The sequence below is a fragment of the Actinoplanes sp. CA-142083 genome (assembly GCF_050942195.1).
GTDB lineage: Bacteria > Actinomycetota > Actinomycetes > Mycobacteriales > Micromonosporaceae > Actinoplanes.
The window spans coordinates 5,866,620-5,886,085 of the sequence record NZ_CP192076.1; the positions used below are offsets into that span (position 1 = coordinate 5,866,620).

Sequence of the window (19,466 nt, forward strand, 5' to 3'; positions counted from 1 at the left end):
GGGAAGAGAGCGGGGCCCGGCGGTTATGGGGGCGGGTTACGAGAGCGGCGGGTACGCGTTCTGCATCAGCTGCGTGAACTGAGCGGGGAACCACGCGCCCGAGATCGGTGCGTTCGGAAGCGCACCGCTCATGCTGTTGCCGTTGCGGGCGTTACCGGTGTAGGTCGGGTCGCACATCTGGTCGAAGCCCTTGCCCTCGTTGTTGGGGATGAGGGAGCTCGAGCCGTCCGACTCGCCCGGGGGCTTGACCCAGACGTAGGCGTCGATGCCGGAGGCCGGGGCGGCCTTCGGGCGCTCACCGAGGCCGGCGCCGGACTGGTTGCACCAGTTGCCGGCGTGGATCCGGCGGTCGATGCGCGACTCGTTGACGAAGGTGTCCACGTTGGTCGACGTGCTCGCCTTGGTCGGGCGGGCCGAGCCGCCCCAGCCGTTGCGGGACGTGTCGATCAGCATGCCGATGTTGGACGGGAAGCCGACCGACACCAGCTTGGTGCGGAACGCCTGGGCGAACGAGAGCTCGTCGACGTACTGGTTCCAGTCGACCCACTTGCTCTGCCGGACGCTGGTGCCGTTCACCGAGCTGCCGATGGTGAAGTACGGCTCCTGCAGGGCGGAGTAGTTCGCCGTGTTGGTGATGAAGCCGGTGACGTTGTTGACGCTGCCGGAGGCCTGCGCGGCCTGCAGCATGATGTCCGCGGTCGGGCCGAAGTTCGAGTCCCAGCCGATCCAGCCGTGGTGAGCGGCGTCCACGTAGTTGTAGGCGTTGCCGATCGCGCCGAGCTTGTTCAGCGCGTAGCCGATGCCCTGCACGTATCCGCCGTTGGCCTTCATCGTGTCGCACATCGCCGTGGCGCCGGCCTGACCGGACGTGTTGGTGACGAGGTTCGGCAGCGAGTCGATCTCGACGATGTTGATGATCCGCAGGTTCTTGTACTTCGCGTCGGCCTCGATCGCGGCGATCGGGTCGATGTACTCCGCCTTGTACCGCGGCAGGTCTGTCGGCCCGAGCTCACCGTTGGAGGCGAGCGCGGCGCAGTCCCGTCCGGGCAGGTTGTAGATCACCAGCTGGATGTAGCCGGCGCCCTGGGAGACAGCGGCGTCCAAGTGGGCGCGCAGGCCCATCGAGCCGTTGGAGCTCGAGCCGCTCGTGCCCTCGATCGCGGCGATCCGGTCGAGCCACACCGCGGTCGGGTTGTTGGAGACGCGGCTGCCGCCGGAGACCGACTCGGCCTTGGCCTTCCACTCCGGGTTGACGTAGCCCTTCGCCCCCGCGTAGGGGTTGTCGACCTTGGTGCCCGGGTTGCCGGTGGTCGGCGGCGTCGTCGGGGGCGTGGTCGGCGGGGTGGTCGGTGGGGTGGTCGGAGGCGTCGTCGGCGGGGTGGTCGGCCCCGTCGTCGGCCCGGTGCCGCCCGTGCAGGCCACGCCGTTGAGCTTGAAGGACGACGGCGCGGTGTTGGTGCCCGAGTAGTTGGCGTTGAAGCCGAAACTCACGCTGGCGTTGGTGGCGATCCCGGACGACCAGGAGGGGTTGGTCGCCGTGACGTTCGCGCCGGACTGCGTGATCGTCGCGCTCCAGCCCTGGGTGACCTGCTGGTTGCCCGGGAACGTCCAGGTGACGTTCCAGCCGCCCGAGATCGGGTCGCCCAGGTTGGTGACGTTCAGATTCGCGGTGAACCCGGTGTTCCAGGAGTTCGCCGTGTAGTCGACCCGGCAGCCGGCGGCCGCACTCGCGCTGGTCGCGGCGAAGATGCCCAGACCGGTGACGAGTGAGGCCGCGGCAGCCGCGGTCAGTCCGCGGATGAGGACAGGTCTCATGTGGTGGCTCCTCGAGACATGCGAAGTGGCGCACCCTTCGCGCCAGGGGGATCAGCCGTTCGCGTATCGAGGGGCATCGCTCCCGGCTGTGTGCACAGCATTACATGGGAGCGCTCCCACCGCAATGATTACGACACCCCGCAGAAACATTCTTTCCACCGCCCGCGAGCGGCTCGCGCTCGTGACGTATAACGGCTGCATGCGGAGCTACGAACTGACCGAGGCGTTGTCCGAGGTCCCCGGCCTTGACGTCACGATACGGCGGGGTGCTCTGCACATCCACGTTCCGGCGCTGGGCGACACCGCGTCGCTCGATCCCGACGACGTGGTCGACGCCGCCGACGTCTTCGTGCCCACCCAGGCGCCCGCCGTGCAGCTCGACGTCCGCCGCGGCCGCGAAATTCTCCCGCTGATCGTGACCGTCGACGACCTGGTCTTCACCCCGTCCTACGCCGACGACCTGATCGCCGAGGACGCCGACCTGGTCGTGCCGGCGATGCCGTCGCTGATCGCCTACTCCGAGATGCACCGCGACGTGCGCGCCCTCGGCAAGGCGATCGACACCGAGGCTCTGGAGCCCGACATGCTCGCCGCCACGCTGCTGGCCCACCGCTGCTTCCTGCGCGGCGCGATCCGCATGGGCCTGTGGCCGGTCCGCGTGGCAGCCTGGTGGGAATACACGAACTCCCAGGTCACCCACCGGATTCCGCTGCGCGAGGACGCCGAGTGGGACCGCTTGCTCGCCGATGTGGCCGAGGCAAGAAATCAAAACCAGGACGATAACGTACGAGGTTTCGCCTGATCACCACCGCAGAGGCGGCTTCACCGCCGTGCCGGACCGGCCAGGCGCGGCGCGAGGCCGCACCCGGCCGCCGGGCCGGCGGGTGGACAATCCTCCCCATGTACTTGATCAGGGAGCGTTTTTTCGCGATCGGCGACGACTTCGACGTGCTCGACGAGCACGGCAACAAGCTCTACCGCGTCGACGGCAAGGTCTTCAGCGTCCGCGGCCGGGTCGTGATCGAGGACCCGTCCGGCGAGGAGGTCGCCTCGGTGCACCGCCAGCTGATCGCCCTGCGCGCGACCTACGAGATCCGCATCGGGGGCGAGAAGGCGGCCGAGGTCCGCAAGAAACTTTTCACCCCGTTCCGCGACAAGTTCACCATCGACGTTCCCGGCCCCGACGATCTGGAGATGAAGGGCGACCTGCTCGACCACGAGTACGTCATCGAGCAGGACGGCGACGAGGTGGCCGCGGTCTCGAAGCGCTGGCTGACAGTGCGCGACACGTACGCGGTCAAAATCGCCGAAGGGATCAACCCGCTGCTCATCATCGCCGGTGTCCTGGCTCTTGATCTTGCCCTGGATCGCGAGAAGGACGCCAACCCGTCCGATTAGACGAGGCTCTGGGTGCCGAGGACGATCGCCAGCGCGAGCCGCTCGGCGTCCTCGGTGCCCGGCTCGGCCGTGTAAACCGTGATGCGCAGGTCGTCGAGCGCCACGATCAGCGTGTCGCAGTCCAGGGTGATCCGCCCGGTCGCCGGATGGTCGACAACTTTCCGCTTGGACGGTTCCGGCAGCGGCGGCGGCGCGTCGGCCTCCCACAGCTCGGTGAACCGCGGGCACGCCGCCGCCAGCTCGCCGATCAGTTTCTTCAGCTCGCGGTCGGCCGGGTACCGCGAGGCCGTCAGCCGCAGGTCCGCGACCAGCCGCGCCTCGTGCTCGGCCTGCTCCCGCGTGCTGTGCACGACCCGCCCGCCCGGCCCGGCGAGGTTGCGCCAGATCGCGTTCCGCTCGATCCCGCGCCACGCGGTCGTCTCGCCCATCAGAGCGTCGTAGGGCGCGTTGGCCATGACCAGCGTCCACGACGCGTCGTAGACCACGACCGGCGTGTGGGCCAGCCGGTCGAGCAGCCGCTGCACGCTGGGCGTCACCCGCGACGGCACCACGTCGAGCCCCGGCGCGACGTGCCCCGCCAGCCGGTAGAGCAGGTCGCGCTCGCTGTCCGGCAGCCGCAGCGCCCGCGCCAGCGCCTCCACGACCTGCGCCGACGGCGCGGTGGCCCGCCCCTGCTCGAGCCGGGTCAGATAGTCGGCCGAGATCCCCGCGAGCCCCGCCAGCTCCTCACGCCGCAGCCCACTGGCCCGGCGGCGACGCCCGACCGGCACCCCGACAGCCTCGGGCGCGACCCGGTCCCGCCACCGCCGCAGCATCCGCCCGAACTCCCACGTCTCCACGGCTCCCAGTCTCCGCGCCCCCGCACCGGTTGTCCTGGCCCTGCCAGTCCTACGAAAACCGGACGTCTGCCTGTCCCCGCGCGACCGGCCCAAGCTCGTTCCATGACATCCGTGCTGATCACCGGCCCGACCCGCGGCCTCGGCCGCGCCGCCACCCTGGCCATGGCCGCCCACCCCACCCACCCCGACCTCCTGCTGATCGGCCGCGGCGGCGAGGCCCTCACCCAGGTAGCCGGCGAGGCCCGCGCCCGCGGCGCCCGGGTCCATACCATCCCCGCCGACCTGTCCCGCCTCGCCGACGTGCGCGACGCCGCCGCCACCGTCCGGGAGCTACTGAAATCCGGCCCGCTCGCCGCCCTGGTAGCCAACGCCGGCGCCATGTCCTCCGACACCCGCCGCGCCTCCGCCGACGGCCACGAGCTGACCTTCGCCGTCAACTACCTGGCCCACGCCCAGCTCATCGCCGCCCTGCTGCCGTCGCTCACCGCCCCCGCCCGCGTCGTCCTGCTCGGCTCGAACACCTACCAGGCCAACTTCTGGCGCCGCCTCCTCCACGTCCCCGAGGCCCAGTGGCGCGACCCCATCGACCTGGCCCGCCCCGCGAGCGGCGACGAGGCCCCCGGCATGACCGCTTCCGGCGTCGCCTACTCCAACGCCAAGCTGGCCATCCTCTACTACGCCCACGAGCTGCAGCGCCGTGCTCCCGCCGGCGTCAACGTCTCGGTCTACGAGCCCGGCTGGATGCCCGGCACCGCCCTCGGCCGCGACGCCCCCGCCCCACTTCAGGCGATCATGCGCGGCATTTCCCGCATCCCCGGCGTGGCCACCCCCGCCAACTCCGGCCCGATCCTGGCGTCGATGGCCCTCGACCCGAAATGGGCGTCCCTGCGCGACGGCGCCTTCGTCGTGCGCGGCAAGGTGACCGAGGTGCACCCGATCGCCCACGACCCGGCCCGCGAGCGCCGCCTGTGGGAGGCCACCGCGGAGCTGCTCGACGTGGCCCGCCGCTAAGGCCGGTTTCATGACTGAGGCGGGGCTGCGGCTCCCACCCCAGTCATGAAACCGGCCTTAGCCGGCCAGAAACATCGGCGTCAACGTTTCGCCGTCGCGCATCGCCGCTTTCAGGCGCAAGTTTCCGCGTACGGCGAGAAAGTGCGGCGCCGCGTATCGCACGACAATGTCGCCGTCGTCCTCGGTCTCCGGCGTCCGGAGCACCCGGCACGGGTCCAGACAGCACACCGGCCGCGCACCGGCGGGCCCGTCTAGCATGGAAAGTATCCGCGCGACTATCTCCGGCGGTGTCGCGCGGGTGGTGTCGCAGACCAGGTCGTAGTTGCGCAGCTGGGTCTTGTCGGCGCCGTACCGGGACAGGAATCTCTGCCGCTCGCTCTCGCTGCGAGCCGTCAACTGCCGCACGGCCTCGTCGAGATCGTCGTAGCTCTCGACCGCGTCGGCCGGGCGGCCGAGCACCCGCCGGGCCGCCACCACCGGGTCGGTGACCAGGTGCACCTTGAACGCGTCGGTGAAGAAGAACCAGGCCAGCCGGCTGTCCACCACGAGCCGCTCGCCGGAGGCGGCGATGTCGTGCTGCAGCTGGTCGATGTAGTGGTCGATCTTGTCGTCGAGCTCGGCGTGCAGGTTGAACTCGAGCGCGGTCATGCCGTGCTCGGCCGCCATCTGCCGATAGAGGTCGCCGACGCTGACCCGGCGCACGCCGAGCCGCTCGGCCAGCATCACCGACACCGTCGTCTTGCCGCCGCCGAGATCACCGTTGAGCACAATCGTCCGAGCCCGGGTCATTGACCCACGATAATCCGGGGTATCCAGTCACGAACGGAGCCGCTGTGCGGTCTGAGAAATGGCAAGGGTTCCGGCCGAGTCGCGAGAGAAGAGCGGGAGCACCGGGTTTCAGACGGCCCTGAGGGGTACGCGTCAAGCAGAGCGTGGCTGGTCCCACCCGCCGCCGGAGTCTTCGCCAGCGATGAAACGGCGTGCGCCGCCGCCGAACCGCTTCGTGTCCCGCTTCGCCTCGTACATGGCGGCGTCGGCGCCGCGCATGAGCGCCTCGTACTCGTTGGCGTCGTCCGGGAACAGGGCGATGCCGACGCTGCCGCCGATCTGCACCGCGCTGCCCTCGATGGTGAACGGCTCGCGCAGGCGGTCCACGATCCGGCCGGCCACGGCGGTGGCGACCTGGTCGTCGGGGTCGCGGGTGAGCAGGATGGCGAACTCGTCGCCGCCGAGGCGGGACACCACGTCGTTGTCGCGGACCGCGCCGAGCAGCCGCTTGGCGACCTGCTGCAGCAGCGCGTCGCCGGCCTGGTGGCCCGCGGTGTCGTTGACCTCCTTGAAGCCGTTGAGGTCGAGCAGCATCAGCGCGACCCGGGTGCCGGTCGCGGCGGCCTGCTCGACGGCCTGCTCGGCCCGCTCGAGCAGGTACGACCGGTTGGGCAGCCCGGTCAGCGAGTCGTGGAACGCCTGGTGGCTCAGCTGCGCGACGTGCGCCTGGGCGGCCTGGCGCATCCCGGCGCTGTCGACGATCAGCGCGCCCTCGACGGAGAGCTGCTCGGCCAGGATCCGGTCGCGGCTGCTCCACTCGCGGGTGGCGCCGGCGTCCCCGCACATGATCATGCCGACCGCGCCCTGGGCGGAAAGCATCGGGAACGCGACGTACGAGGTCAGGCCCATCATGTCGATGAAGCCGCCGGTCAGCCCGTGCGCGGTCGCCTTGTCGCCGACCAGGGCCGGCTTGCCCTCGGCGATGCTGCGCCACACCGGGGATGCGGTGAGCCGCTCGCCGATCAGGTGGGCGAACTTCTCGTCGCCGTCCGGAAGGCCGACGGTGTGCACGTACCGGACGCGCTTCTCCGCGTCGAGCAGGCACAACGCGCCGTAGTCGGTGCGGAAGGCGTCGGCGGCCGAGGCGAGCAGGATCCGGCCGGCCTCCTCGACGCTGGTGGCCTCCATGCCCTGCTCGAACAGTCGCCGCACGATGTGCGAAACATGCGCCATGAACTGTCGCTGTTTCTCGGCGGCCAGTCCCTGCAGGGTGGTGGCGAAGTGCAGGGCGAGCGGGGAGAGGGTGGCGAGGCGCAGCAGGTCCAGGTGGGCGCCGGTGAGCAGCAGCACGCCGACGGTCTGCCCGCCGATGCGCAGCCGCACGGCCATCCGATCGCCGTCGACCAGGGGTCGCGCGCCGGCGGCCATCCGGAACACCTTGCCCGCGGTGATCATGTCCCGGCCGCCCGCCTCGCCGAGGCGCGCGGTCGGGTTGAGCAGTCCGGTTTCCGAGTCGAGCTCGAAAACTGTCGCGGCGGTGAGCCCGGCGGCGGCCTTCAGGTACGGCGCGGAGACGTCGAGGACGTGCTGCACCGACGGAGTGTCCTTGGTCATGAACGTGACGAGCTCAGCGAGCAGCGCGTCCTGGGGGTCGCCGGCGCCCTCGGGCTCTGCCGGCGAGCCGAGGACGGCGGTGGGTCCGCTGCTCATGCTCACGGCTGTAAAGGTCGGCAACCGGGGAGGCGGCTTTATCGAGGCACGGTCGCAGTTGGGTTGCACCCGTCACACCCAGCGCGTCACACGGATTGCCCGCATGTACATAGATCCTTATGAAACCTTGACGTAACCTGAGCAACCTTGTTGAACTGTGTTGGCTCATGGCGAAACACGAGCGCACTCTTCCGCTCCGAAGGGATTTTCGCGCGTGAAAAAACACTGGCTGTTAGCCGCCGGCACCGCTTCCGCCCTGGTTCTCACGGTTTCCTCCTCGGCCACCGCCTCCGGCTTCCACGATTCGACCTTCATTCCGCAGCCCGCCCCCGCGATCCAGGCCGCCGACGGCTGGCACGCCGGCATCCCGCCGATCGCCACCCCCTGGACCGGCAAGGTCAACCCGGACAACGCGCTGCCCGAATACCCCCGCCCGCAGCTCACCCGGCAGAAGTGGCAGAACCTCAACGGCGTCTGGGAGTTCGGCAAGGCCGCCGTCGGCGAGGCGGTGCCGGCCGGAAAGACGCTCGGCGAGCGCGTGCTCGTCCCGTACCCGATCGAATCTGCTCTTTCCGGCATCCAGCGGCACGAGGACCGGATGTGGTACCGCCGCACCTTCACGGTGCCGGCCGGGTGGAAAGTCGGCAGCGGTAACCGGCTGCAGTTGCACTTCGGAGCCGTCGACTACGACGCGAAAGTTTTCGTGAACGGCACGCAGGTGACCACCCACCGCGGCGGTTACGACGGTTTCGACGTGGACGTCACCGACGCGCTCAAGGCGAGCGGCGAGCAGGAGCTGATCGTCTGGGCCGAGGACCTCACCGACGCGACCGGCCAGCCGATCGGCAAGCAGCGCCGCACCAGCGACCACGGCATCTTCTACCAGGGCAGCTCCGGCATCTGGCGTACGGTCTGGATGGAGCCGGTCCCGGCCGCGAGCATCACGTCGCTCACGCTCACGCCGAATGTCGCGGCCCAGAACCTCAAGATCAAGGTCAACACTTCCGCGGGTACGGGTTTGCGCGTGCGCGCCGCTGCCCGGGGCGGCGGGTCGGTCACCGGCGCCGCCGACGCCGAGCTGACGCTGCCCATGCCGCACGCGAAACTCTGGTCGCCGGACAACCCGTATCTGTACGACCTGTCGGTCGAGCTGCTGAGCGGGAACAAGACAGTCGACCTGGCCGGCTCCTACTTCGGCATGCGCGAGATCGGCACGGCCAAGGGCGCCGACGGGAAACTTCGCATCACCTTGAACGGAAAGATTCTGTTCAACATGGCCAACCTCGACCAGGGTTTCTGGCCGGACGGCCTGTACACGGCGCCCACCGACGACGCGCTCAAGTGGGACCTCCAGCAGGACAAGGCGCTCGGCTTCAACGCGGTGCGCAAGCACATCAAGGTCGAGCCCGACCGCTGGTACTACTGGGCCGACAAGCTGGGCCTGCTCGTCTGGCAGGACATGCCGGCCGCCAACACCGGGCCGATCCCGGCCGACTGGCGAGCCCAGTTCGAGGCCGAGCTGCACGAGATGGTCCGCGAGCACCAGTCGTGGACGTCGATCGTCGCCTGGGTCCCGTTCAACGAGGGCTGGGGCGAGTGGAGCCGCGACGACACCGGTCGCATCGCCGGCGAGGTCAAGGCCCAGGACCCGTCCCGGCTCGTCAACGCGCACAGCGGCGTCAACTGCTGCAACTCGCACGGCGACTCCGGTCAGGGCGACGTGATCGACTTCCACCAGTACCTCGGGCCGGCCACCCCCGCGCCGTCCGGCAACCGGGTCGCGATCGACGGCGAGCACGGCGGATTCGGGCTCAAGACCTCCAACCACATGTGGTTCGGCGACGGTCAGGCGTACGAGATGGAGCCCGACTCCCCCACCCTGACCGCGAAATACGTCGCGAACCAGGAGGCCGTCATCACCTCGGCCAAGTACTGCGGCATCAGCGCGGCGATCTACACCCAGATCACCGACGTGGAGGCGGAGCTCAACGGCTTCTTCACCTATGACCGCCAGGTGGCCAAGATGGACCTGCGGCAGGTGCGCGCCATCAACCAGAAGATCATCAAGCAGGCCGACGGTTCCGGGGCGAACGTCCCGCAGCCGCCCGCCGGGACACCCGGCCTGACCGGGATAGCGTTCTGGCCGCTGGACGGCTCCTACGGGTCCCTGACCCCGGTCGGGAACGCCCCGTTCGTCGAGGGACACACCGGACAGGGCGTCGACCTGAACGGCAGCTTCCTCGACGCCGGCAAGCCGGTGCTGAACACGGCATCGGACTACTCGGCCGCCGCCTGGGTCAAGCTCGACAAGGCCGACGGCGCCTTCCAGACGGTCGTCAGCCAGGACGGCGCCAGCAACAGCGACTTCTACCTGCAGTACTCCGGCGCCGACCAACGTTTCGCGATGAGTTTCGCCGGGGTGCGCGCGCTGGCGTCGGTCAAGCCCGAGGTGGGCCGCTGGTACCATCTGGTCGGCGTCCGCGACACCGTCAAGGGCGAGCTGCGGCTGTACGTCGACGGCGCCCTGGCCGGCACCGCGAGCGCCTGCATGCCGCAGGCCGCCCCCACCGGCAACACGGTGATCGGCCGCGGCAAGTACGGCGGCAACCAGGTCGATTACCTCGACGGCACGGTCGACCAGGTCCACCTGTACGACCGCGCCCTCTCGGCCGACGAGATCGGCCAGCTCTACACGTCGGGTCAGTAGGCCAAGATGCGGCCTCCGCTGCCACCTGCTTTGCTGGGCGGGTGGCAGCGGGGGCCTGGCAGCTTCGCCGTTTCCGCCTGTTCTGGACCGGCGACACCATCAGCTCCGCCGGCGGCGCCCTCTCCGCGGTGGCCCTGCCCCTCCTGGCGATCGAGACCCTGCACGCCTCCGACACCCAGGTAGGCGTCCTCCGCGCCGCCCAGACCCTCCCGTTCCTCCTGCTGGCCGTCCCCATCGGCCTGCTCGCCGACCGCGTCTCCCGCCGTCGCCTGCTGCTGGCCGCCGACGCCGTCCGCGTCCCGCTGGTCGGGGCGATCGCCCTCACGGGCGCGTCACTTCCGGTGAGCGCATTGGTCACCCTGGTCTTCGTGACCGGCATCGCCACCGTCGCGTACGAGGTCGCCTACCTTTCCGCCCTCCCCGACCTGGTCGACTCCCCCGCCTCGTTGCCGGCGGCCAACCGTGCCGTGGAGTCCTCGCACGCCACCGCCGCCCTCCTGGGCCCCGCGGCGGGCGGCGCTCTGGTCGCGGCTATGTCGGCGCCTGCGGTCATCGCCCTGGACGCCGTGTCCTTCGCCGTCGGCGCCGCCCTGACCGCGATAAACCGCTGGGAACGCCCACGCCCGGCGCCGCCGCCCGCCCCGGCTTCAACCGCCCTCGCCCCGGCCCGGCCACCTACTGACCCGGTCGACGCGGAGACGCAGGGCTCCGCGACGCATCACGCCGCGGGCCCGGCGTCCAATCCCCCGCGCGGCCTCGCGGCCGGCTGGCAATGGCTGCGGCGCGACCCTTATGTGCGGCCTCTCACGCTCTACCTGGCGGCCAACAACCTTGCGGCGCAAGCGTTCCAGACCGCGCTGCTGCTCTTCGTCACGCGCACGCTCGGCCTCGGCGCGGGAGCGGTCGGCCTCGCCGTCGCCGCGATCGGCGGCGGCTTCCTCGGCGGCGCGCTGGCGAGTCCCGCGATGGCCCGGCGATTCGGGACCGGTCGCCTGCTCATCGCGGCATCGATGATCGGCGCGACCGGGATCGCCACCGCCGCCGGCCCCACGCTCGCTTTCGTGCTGGCCGGATCGGCGCTCTCCGGCATCGGCTCGGGCCTGTTCAACCTCCACTCGATCGCGATACGCCAGGCGATCACCCCGCCCGGCCTCCTGGGCCGCGTCAACGCCACCGTCAAGACCGTCTCCTACGGCGCGACCACCGTCGGCGCCGTCCTCGGCGGCCTGGCCGCGGCCGCCTCCGGGCCGCCAACGGTGATCGTGACCGCCGCCCTGGTCTCCGCCGCCGCGACGGGTTTCCTGCTCACGCCCGCGGTCCGGACTCTGGCCGGTACTCCGGCTGCGCGATGAAGCTCTGCAACAACCGGCTGGTGTCCTCGGGCGCCTCCAGCAACGGCACGTGCCCCACCCCGGGCAGCACCTCGACCCGCGCGCCCGGCACCGCGAGATATTCGCGCGCCGACGCCGGATCCCACCGGCGGTCGGCCCCGCCGCAGATCGCCAGCACCGGAACGTCGAGCGCCCCGAGACGTGCGGGCACGTCGCGCGCGGTGAGGTACTCCAGGTTGCACCGCAGCACCGCCCGCATGGTCCGATAGTTGATGGCCCGGATGTCGGCCACCATCTCGTCCGGCACCTCGATCGGCCGGGCGGCCGTGGCCGCGGCGCCCTTGCGGATCCGGGCGTCCGACCGCACCGCCCAGACCAGCCGGCCGAGCGGCGGCCCCAGCAGCACCTTCAGGATGAGCGGCTGCGGCAGCAGGGCCGCCGGGCTGGGCCCGGTGCTCACCAGCGCCAGCGATCCCACCAGATCGGGCCGCTGCTCGGCGAGCGCGGTGGCGACATAGCCCCCGCTGGAATGCCCCGCCACCGCCACCCGGCTCAGCCCGCCCTCGTCGAGCACCGCGGCAACCGCCGATGCCTGGGCGGCCACCGCATACGACGGCGCCTCCGGCGACTTCCCGCAGCCCGGCAGGTCGACCCGGATGACGTGGTGGCGCTCGGCCAGCGCCGGCACCATCAGCTCCCAGGACGCCCCGGAAGCCCCCGACCCGTGAATCAGCAGCAGTGGCGGCGCGTCACGCGCCCCGTCATGAACGATGTGCATGAACGCAGCATCCGCGCGCCACCACCGCGCCGTCTTGGACGAATGTCAGCCCCGGCGCCGCTGAGCGCCGGCCGCACTCGCGCGGCCGGCGTTTCCGAGCCTCAGCCCCGTGACCGCGGCAGGCAGCATTTCTTGTACTTGAGGCCGGACCCGCACCAGCAGGCCTCGTTGCGCTCCGGCGGCCACGGGATCCGGCCGGCCAGCTGACGCGCGAACCCGGTGCGGGTCTGCGCCGATGCCGGGTCACCATCCGCGCCGGCGAAGCTGGTCAGACCGGCGACGGTCGCCGGGAGCAGGGCGAGCCCGGTGGCCCCCGCCGCCGTCTGCCGGACCAGCTCGGTCTCCAGGTGGGCGCGGTGCTCGTCCCAGTCGGCGCCGTACGCCCCGGACAGCGCCGGCCACTTCTCCAGCAGCTTGCCGAACTCGGCCTGCGGGAAGAAGACCAGGTCCTCGGCCGGGCGGGCGGCGGCGTTGGCGAGCCGGGTCTCCAGCCGGTCGGCCAGGTTGTCGTGGTGGTCGTGCGGCAGGCCCAGCGCATGGCGGGTGCGGTGCCGCTGCTGCAGGAGGAAGAACAGCAGCCCGGCGTCCTCGGCGCTGGCCGGCTCGGACGGCTGGTCGCGGTCGGCCAGCACGGCCTGCACCGCGTCGGTCAGCCACTCCTCGGCGACCCGGGTGCGGCCGCCGGCGGCGAGCGCGGCGCTGACGTACGCGGCGGCGTCGGGATGCTGGGTGAGCAGCGGGCGCACCGCCTCGAGGTCGGCCATGGCGTCGTCGCCGCGGCCGGTGCGGAACAGGATGCGGGCCCGCAGCGCGCGGGCGGCTCCGGCTTGCGGGTCGTCCCGCGTCCCGTACGCCTCGACGGCCCGTTCCGCGTACCGCAGGGCGGCGTCGAGCTTGCTCCGGCTTTCGGCGATCTCGGCGGCGAGCGCCAGGGCGTACCCGGCATCGTCCTTGTCCGCGAGGTTCCCCGCGTCGGCGGCTTCGGCCAGGTCGGCGGCCACGCCGAGCGGGTCGGCGGCGCCGAGGGCGGACTGCCGGATCTCAGTAAGGTCTGCGCTGGTCAGATCGGCTTTGAGTGACACGCCGCCACGCTACAACCACACGTACGCGGATGGCTGTTGATCTGAGTCTCACTCGCCGGTGTCGGGGATGGTCTCGAGAAGTGTCGCGGCGATCTCCGTCGCCGGGGCGGCGAAGGTTTCGTTGAGGCGGAAGAACAATTCCTGCGCCCGCACGGCGGGCCACGACGACGGCAGGTGCGTCACCGGCAGGCGTGGGTCCCGGCGGATGATCTGCAGCCAGTCGGTGACCAGCAAAAGTTTCGTGGCAAGAGGGTCGTCGACCGCGGAGACCGGCGACCAGCGGGCCAGGAAATCTTCGTAGCGGGCGGCCAGCGCGGGCAGGTCGTAGGCGCCGGCGATCATCTCGGCGACGTCGGTGGAGGGGTCGGCCGTGCCCCGGAAGACGCGGATGTGGCCGGCCAGCAGGTGGGACACGTCGGGGGCGCCGGGGGCGATCCAGAGCCCGCCCTGCACGGGACCGAAACCCGCCCAGGCCAGGGCCGCGCGCAGGTCGTGCCGTTCGCGCTGGCGCTCGCCCGGGATCGAGAAGGCCAGCAGCGTCCAGGTCCCGTCCCAGTCCCGGTTGACGGCGCCGGTCTGCCACAGCCGCACCGAGCCGTCCCGCAGGACCCGGGTGCTGTGCGGGGTGAGCCCGAAATACATGCGGCGCCCGTTGCGCTGCCGGCGCAACAGTCCCCGGGCGGTCATCCGGGTGAGGGTCGAGCGGGTGGCCTCCTCGGAGACGCCCGCGCGGGCCAGCACCTCGATGACGCTTCCGGAGTAGACGCAGACGCCGTGGTCGAACAGGTGCTCGCCGAGGAACGTCAGCATGATCGCCGAGGCGGATGGTGGGGCCACGCCGCGCACAGTACCGGCGATGTTGGCGGCATGTGCGGTGACGTCGGGCAGATTATTGACCAGCGTCAAAATTGCGCCTAACTTGGCGGCACCCGTTCCTGAGTACACGGAGGTACTCATGCGACGCCCTCTGGCCGCGATGGCCGCGTTTCTCCTGCTACTGCCCGCCGCTTGCGGCGACAACGATGACACTGGCGGTTCCAGCGAACCGCTGAAGATCGGCCTGATCGTTTCCCTCACCGGCAACTACGCACCGCTGGGCAGCGAGGACGAGAAGTCCGTCAAGCTCGCCGTCCAGCAGATCAACGACGCCGGCGGCCTGCTCGGCCGGCAGATCCAGCTGACCGTCCGCGACGACAAGAGCCAGCCCGAGCAGTCCGTGCTCAGCTTCAACGACCTCAAGAGCGCCGGGGTCGCCGCGGTGATCGGTTCGCCGTTCTCCAACTCGGCGCTGGCGACCATCCCGCAGGTGGACCGGGCGAAGATTCCGTACGTCTCGCTCACGCCCGCCGACGAGCAGGTCAAACCCATCCATCCGTACGTCTTCGTGGTGCCCGCGACGTCGGCCACCTACGCCGACCGGATCCTGCAGTACTACCAGGCACAGGGATTAACGAAAGTTGCCGTCGCGCACGACAGCCGTTCCTCGTACGCGAACGCCGGCACCGCCGGAATGAAAGCCAAAGCCGCGCAGTACGGCGTCACCCTCGTCGCCGACGAGGAATTCCAGACCTCCACCACCGAGTTCGGCGCGATCATCAACCACGTCAAGTCGTCCGGCGCGCAGGCGCTGACGGTGTGGGCGACCGGGGCGCCCGGCGTTGCTTTCGCGAAACAGTACGCAAGTGCCGGCGTCGACATTCCGCTGATGTTCACCGGCTCGCAGGCCAGCTCGCTGTGGCTCAAGCCGGCCGGCCCGGCCGCCGAGGGCGTCTTCGTGGCCAGCTCGATCGCGGTCGTCGGCGACTCCCTGCCGGACGGCGAGCAGAAGAAGGCCATCGAGGAGCTCTCGAAACCCTTCACGACCCAGTACGGCTACCCGCCTCCGCAGTTCGCCGCCGACGGCTACACCGGAATGAAACTGCTCGCCGCGGCCGTCACCAAGGCGAACAGCGACGATCCCGCGAAAGTCCAGGCGGCCTTCGAGGGGCTGACGCTGACCACCCCGAACGGCGTCTACAAGTACACGGCCACCGACCACGCCGGACTGACCTCCGACTACATCTCCATCAACCAGGTGAAGGACGCGAAGTTCGTCCCGACCGACTGGGCCAAGGGAAAGCTGCCCGCGTGAGCGTGCTGCTCGAGGTGGAGGGCGCGACCCGGCGCTTCGGCGGGGTCTTCGCGCTGCGCGACGTCGGCCTGGCGGTCCGGGCCGGCGAGACGCACGCGGTGATCGGCCCGAACGGCGCGGGGAAGTCCACCCTGTTCAAGCTGATCGGCGGCCAGCTGGTGCCGACCGCCGGCACTTTTCGCTACGACGGCGAGCGCATCGACCGGCTCGCCCCGCACCGCCGGGCGCGGCGCGGCATCGCGATCGCTTTCCAGGACGCGCCGGTCTTCCACGGCATGACCGTCGCCGAGAACGTGATGGTCGGCGCGCACGCCGTCACCCGGGCCGGCCCTCTTTCGGCGGTGCTGCGGCTGCCCCGGCACCGCCGCGAGGAGAGGTCGATCCGGGCCCTGGCCTTCGCGGCGCTCGAGCGGGTCGGCCTGGCCGACCAGGCGCGCCGGCCCGCCGACGGGCTTCCGCTCGGGCAGCAGCGGGCGTTGCAGGTGGCCCGCGCTCTGTGCGGCGGCCCGCGGCTGCTGCTGCTCGATGAGCCGGCGTCGGGGCTGCGCGGCCCCGAGCGGTCCGCGCTCGCCGGCCTCATCGAGCAGCTGCGCGGCGAGGGCCTGTCCATCCTGCTGGTCGAGCACGACGTGGCTTTCGTGGCCCGCCTCGCCGACCGGGTGACCGTCCTCGACCTGGGCCGCGTCATCGCCTCGGGAACTTTCCAGGAAATCCGCGCCGACGAGCGAGTCATAGCGGCCTACCTGGGCGGCACCGAATGATCCGGGTCGACAACCTGACGGTTCGGTATGGCGCGGCCACCGCCCTCGACGGTGTCAGCCTTTCCGTGGCGGCCGGCGAGATGGTCGCGCTGATCGGGCCGAACGGCGCCGGAAAGTCCACGCTGGTCAACACCCTGTGCGGGCTGCGGAAACCGGCCGCCGGGACGTTCGCGGTCGACGGGAAACTTGCGCTGGTGCCGGAAGGCCGGCATCTCTTCGCGCCGCTGACGGTCGACGACAACCTGCGGCTCGGCGCGTGGCGGGCCGGCTCGCGGGACACCGCGCACATCTACTCGCTGTTGCCCGAGCTCGCGAAACTTCGCAAGCGCCAGGCCGGAAACCTTTCCGGCGGCGAGCAGCAGATGGTCGCCCTCGGGCGCGCGCTGATGAGCCGGCCCGACGTCCTGGTCATCGACGAGATGTCGCTGGGGCTGGCGCCGAAGGTCGTCGCCGGGCTCGCCGCGCACTTGCGGGAGCGCAACGCCGCCGACGGCCTCGCCGTGCTGCTGATCGAACAGAACGCGCGGCTCGCCCTCGACCTCTGCGACAAGGCCTACGTGCTGGAGGCCGGCCGCATCGTCGCCGAAGGACCGTCCGCCGAACTCGCCGGCAGCGCCGAGGTGGCCGCCGCCTACCTGGGCCTGGAGGCGTGATGGGCCGGACACACGACGAAGCCTTGCCGCGCAAAGGGGTTGGACGCGTGAGAGGGCTGGAGGCGTGATGGGCGAGCTTGCGCAATACCTCATCACGGGAGTGGGCATCGGGTGCGCGTACGCGCTGACCGGCAGCGGCCTCGTGGTCATCTATCGCGTCACGCGGGTCGTCAACTTCGCACAGGGAAGTTTCGCGGTTCTTGCGGCGCTTACCGTCACCACGTTGCTCGCGACCGGGCCGCCGCACGGGCTCGCCGAGGGCCTCGCGGTGCTGGTCGCGGGCGTCATCGGGCTGTTCGTGGGGCTGGTCGCTACCGGGAAACCCGGCACGACACCGCAGGCCGCGTTGATCGTCACGCTGGGGCTCGGCGTTTTCGCGTACGCGATCGAGATCTTGCTCTGGGGTGATCAGCCGCGGTCGTTCGCGGGTCTGCCGGGGTCGGTGACCGTGCTCGGCGGCCGGATCCAGACGCACTATCTGCTGATCATCGGGGTGACGGCGGTCGTGCTGGCAGCGACGGCGCTGCTGTTCGCGCGCACCGATCTGGGCAAGGCGCTCACCGCGACGGCCGCCGATCCCTACGCGGCGCGGGTCGTCGGGATCAGCGTGCTGCGGATGGGGCTGCTCGCCTTCGCGGTCGGCGGCGCGCTGGGCGGGCTGGCCGGGGTGCTGGTCACGCCGGTACAGCAAGTTTCCTTCGACAGCGACGTGGCGCTCGTCGTCAACGGTTTCTCGGCGGCGATCCTCGGCAACCTGACCCGGCCGGGGCTCACGCTCGTCGGCGGGCTGCTGCTCGGCGTGGTGCAGGCGCTGGTCGGCGGTTACCTGAGCACCTCGTACCAGACGGAGGTCGCCCTGATCTTCATGCTGGCCGTGCTGATCGTGCGGGCCGGCCGCCGCGACGTGGTGGAGGCGGCGGCGTGAACCAGACTGTCGTGATCCTGCTCGGACTTTCCGCCATGTCGGTCGTCGGGCTCTCGCTGCTGATGGGTTACGCCGGGCAGGTTTCGCTCGGCCAGGCGTCGTTCTACGCGATCGGGGCGTACACCGCCGGTCTGCTTTCGCTGCACGGCGTCCCGACCCTCGCCGGATTGTTTCTCGCCCCCGTGGCCGCCGCTTTCGCGGCCGTGATCGTGGGCATCCCGATCCTGCGATTGCGCGGGCATCAGCTGGCTTTCGCGACACTTGCGCTGCAACTGATCCTGCTGTCGGTGCTCGGCGACGCCGACTGGGCCGGCGGCGCGATCGGCTTGCAAGGCCTTCCGTACCTGTCGGTCGGCGGTTTCGAGCTCGACGAGAATTTCCACTACCTGTTTCTCGTCCTGGCCGGCGTCGTGCTGGTGAGCGTCGTCGCGCTGAACCTGGTGCGCTCGCGCGTCGGGCGGGGCCTGCGCGCGCTCGCCACCGGCGAGATGGCGGCCGAGGCCAGCGGGGTGCCCGTCGGGGCGTACCGGCTGCTGGTCTTCGCCGTCTCGGCGGCTTTCGCCGGCCTCGCGGGCGGCATCTACGCGTTCTTTCTGGGATATCTGGCGCCGGGTTCGTTCCCGGTGCTGCTCTCCATCGAGTACGTCGTGATGGCGGTCGTCGGCGGCATCGGCAGCATCGCCGGCGCCCTGGTCGGCGCCACGCTCATCACGCTCGTGGTGCAGCTGCTCACGACGCTCGCCACGCAACCGGGAATGCCCAGCTACGCGCCGAGCGTGCTCTCGTACGCCGTCTACGCGCTGCTGCTGATCGCCGTGGTGCTCTTCGTGCCCGGCGGCATCGTCCCCACTCTGCGCAGGAGGACACCATGGCCCGACTCGCTGCCCTCGTGGCGGCCGTTCCGCTCGCCCTCACCCTCACAGCCGCCACCCCAGCCCACGCCGGAGTCGCCCGGCAAACCGGCACCCTCGCCCAGCACAGTGGCATCCGCGCCGGCACCGCAGCCCAGCGCCCCGGCGCCCTCGCCCAGCGCGTCGGCGAAGTCCAGCAGTACACCGGGACCCTCGCCGACGGCGCCACCTGGATCGCCGACGTCCCCGGCTCCTGGGGCGGCACCCTGATTCTTTACAGCCACGGGTTCGGCACACTCACCCCCGCCGACGCGCCCTCGCCGGCCGCGAAACAGGCCATGCTGGACCGCGGCTACGCGCTCGTCGGTTCCTCCTACGACCCGAACGGCTCGCTGTGGGCCCTCGAAAGCGCCACCCGCGACCAGTTCGCCTCGCTGGCCGCCATCGAGAAGATCATCGGGAAGCCGCGGACCACCATCGCGCTCGGCACCTCGATGGGCGGCCTGATCAGCACCCAGGAGGCGGAGCGCTCCGGGCGCCGGCTGGACGCCGCGGTCTCCACGTGCGGCCTGCTCGGCGGCGGTATCGACCTGAACAACTATCAGCTCGACGGCGAATATGCCCTGTCCCGGCTGCTCGGGGTTTCCGTCGCGCTGGTCCGGTACTCGAGTCCCGCCGACGGCGCAGCCGCCGCGTCGCAACTCGC

17 protein-coding genes are annotated in these 19,466 nt (G+C 70.8%); 10 read left to right on the top strand and 7 right to left on the bottom strand.

Features of this window, described 5'->3' with window-relative positions:
- Window positions 1–36: 36 nt before the first annotated feature.
- Window positions 37–1,815 (bottom strand): glycoside hydrolase family 6 protein, encoded by a 1,779-nt coding sequence (locus ACQPZX_RS26985; protein ID WP_433360587.1) that lies wholly within the window; start codon window positions 1,813–1,815, stop codon window positions 37–39.
- Window positions 1,816–2,014: 199 nt separating this feature from the next.
- Between ACQPZX_RS26985 and ACQPZX_RS26990 the strand changes: the two genes are divergently transcribed.
- Together ACQPZX_RS26990 and ACQPZX_RS26995 are read left to right on the top strand one after the other, a co-directional pair.
- Window positions 2,015–2,617: a hypothetical protein gene (locus ACQPZX_RS26990; RefSeq protein ID WP_433360590.1), complete on the top strand. Its 603-nt coding sequence runs from the start codon at window positions 2,015–2,017 to the stop codon at window positions 2,615–2,617.
- 98 nt (window positions 2,618–2,715) lie between these two features.
- A complete protein-coding gene (locus ACQPZX_RS26995; protein ID WP_433360593.1) occupies window positions 2,716–3,213 on the top strand; it encodes an LURP-one-related/scramblase family protein in 498 nt (165 codons plus the stop codon).
- Here ACQPZX_RS26995 and ACQPZX_RS27000 read toward each other — a convergent pair.
- Window positions 3,210–4,028: a helix-turn-helix transcriptional regulator gene (locus ACQPZX_RS27000; RefSeq protein WP_433385452.1), complete on the bottom strand. Its 819-nt coding sequence runs from the start codon at window positions 4,026–4,028 to the stop codon at window positions 3,210–3,212. The two genes, ACQPZX_RS26995 and ACQPZX_RS27000, sit on opposite strands and share 4 nt — an antisense overlap.
- 126 nt (window positions 4,029–4,154) lie before the next feature.
- On the opposite strand from ACQPZX_RS27000, the gene ACQPZX_RS27005 reads away from it, so the two are divergent.
- Window positions 4,155–5,063, top strand: a complete 909-nt coding sequence (locus ACQPZX_RS27005; RefSeq protein WP_433360596.1) for an SDR family NAD(P)-dependent oxidoreductase — start codon at window positions 4,155–4,157, stop codon at window positions 5,061–5,063.
- 57 nt (window positions 5,064–5,120) lie between these two features.
- On the opposite strand, the gene ACQPZX_RS27010 is transcribed toward ACQPZX_RS27005, so the two are convergent.
- Entirely contained in the window at window positions 5,121–5,852 is a 732-nt protein-coding gene (locus ACQPZX_RS27010) for an AAA family ATPase (protein ID WP_433360599.1), read from the bottom strand.
- A 132-nt stretch (window positions 5,853–5,984) separates the two neighbouring features.
- A complete protein-coding gene (locus ACQPZX_RS27015) occupies window positions 5,985–7,541 on the bottom strand; it encodes a diguanylate cyclase domain-containing protein (protein WP_433360602.1) in 1,557 nt (518 codons plus the stop codon).
- A 214-nt stretch (window positions 7,542–7,755) separates the two neighbouring features.
- On the opposite strand from ACQPZX_RS27015, the gene ACQPZX_RS27020 reads away from it, so the two are divergent.
- Window positions 7,756–10,248, top strand: coding sequence for a LamG-like jellyroll fold domain-containing protein (locus tag ACQPZX_RS27020; RefSeq protein WP_433360605.1), 2,493 nt, complete (start codon window positions 7,756–7,758; stop codon window positions 10,246–10,248).
- A 41-nt stretch (window positions 10,249–10,289) separates the two neighbouring features.
- Entirely contained in the window at window positions 10,290–11,600 is a 1,311-nt protein-coding gene (locus ACQPZX_RS27025; protein WP_433360608.1) for an MFS transporter, read from the top strand.
- On the opposite strand, the gene ACQPZX_RS27030 is transcribed toward ACQPZX_RS27025, so the two are convergent.
- From ACQPZX_RS27030 to ACQPZX_RS27040, 3 genes are all read right to left on the bottom strand, one after another.
- Window positions 11,554–12,357 (bottom strand): alpha/beta fold hydrolase, encoded by an 804-nt coding sequence (locus ACQPZX_RS27030; RefSeq protein WP_433360611.1) that lies wholly within the window; start codon window positions 12,355–12,357, stop codon window positions 11,554–11,556. The genes ACQPZX_RS27025 and ACQPZX_RS27030 overlap by 47 nt on opposite strands.
- Before the next feature lie 101 nt (window positions 12,358–12,458).
- On the bottom strand, window positions 12,459–13,439 hold the full coding sequence (locus ACQPZX_RS27035) for an SEC-C domain-containing protein (protein ID WP_433360614.1): 981 nt from the start codon (window positions 13,437–13,439) through the stop codon (window positions 12,459–12,461).
- Between the two features lie 48 nt (window positions 13,440–13,487).
- Window positions 13,488–14,276, bottom strand: coding sequence for a PaaX family transcriptional regulator (locus ACQPZX_RS27040; protein WP_433360617.1), 789 nt, complete (start codon window positions 14,274–14,276; stop codon window positions 13,488–13,490).
- A 118-nt stretch (window positions 14,277–14,394) separates the two neighbouring features.
- Here ACQPZX_RS27040 and ACQPZX_RS27045 point away from each other — a divergent pair, with 118 nt between their 5' ends.
- From ACQPZX_RS27045 to ACQPZX_RS27065, 5 genes are all read left to right on the top strand, one after another.
- Entirely contained in the window at window positions 14,395–15,570 is a 1,176-nt protein-coding gene (locus ACQPZX_RS27045) for an ABC transporter substrate-binding protein (RefSeq protein WP_433360620.1), read from the top strand.
- Entirely contained in the window at window positions 15,567–16,331 is a 765-nt protein-coding gene (locus tag ACQPZX_RS27050; RefSeq protein ID WP_433360623.1) for an ABC transporter ATP-binding protein, read from the top strand. The genes ACQPZX_RS27045 and ACQPZX_RS27050 overlap by 4 nt, the downstream gene beginning before the upstream one ends.
- Window positions 16,328–16,984: an ABC transporter ATP-binding protein gene (locus ACQPZX_RS27055; RefSeq protein ID WP_433360626.1), complete on the top strand. Its 657-nt coding sequence runs from the start codon at window positions 16,328–16,330 to the stop codon at window positions 16,982–16,984. The genes ACQPZX_RS27050 and ACQPZX_RS27055 overlap by 4 nt, the downstream gene beginning before the upstream one ends.
- Before the next feature lie 67 nt (window positions 16,985–17,051).
- Window positions 17,052–17,909 carry a branched-chain amino acid ABC transporter permease gene (locus ACQPZX_RS27060; RefSeq protein WP_433360629.1) on the top strand — a complete coding sequence of 286 codons (858 nt, stop codon included), beginning with the start codon at window positions 17,052–17,054 and terminating at the stop codon, window positions 17,907–17,909.
- Window positions 17,906–19,030 (top strand): branched-chain amino acid ABC transporter permease, encoded by a 1,125-nt coding sequence (locus ACQPZX_RS27065; protein WP_433360632.1) that lies wholly within the window; start codon window positions 17,906–17,908, stop codon window positions 19,028–19,030. The genes ACQPZX_RS27060 and ACQPZX_RS27065 overlap by 4 nt, the downstream gene beginning before the upstream one ends.
- The last annotated feature ends 436 nt before the right edge of the window (window positions 19,031–19,466 follow it).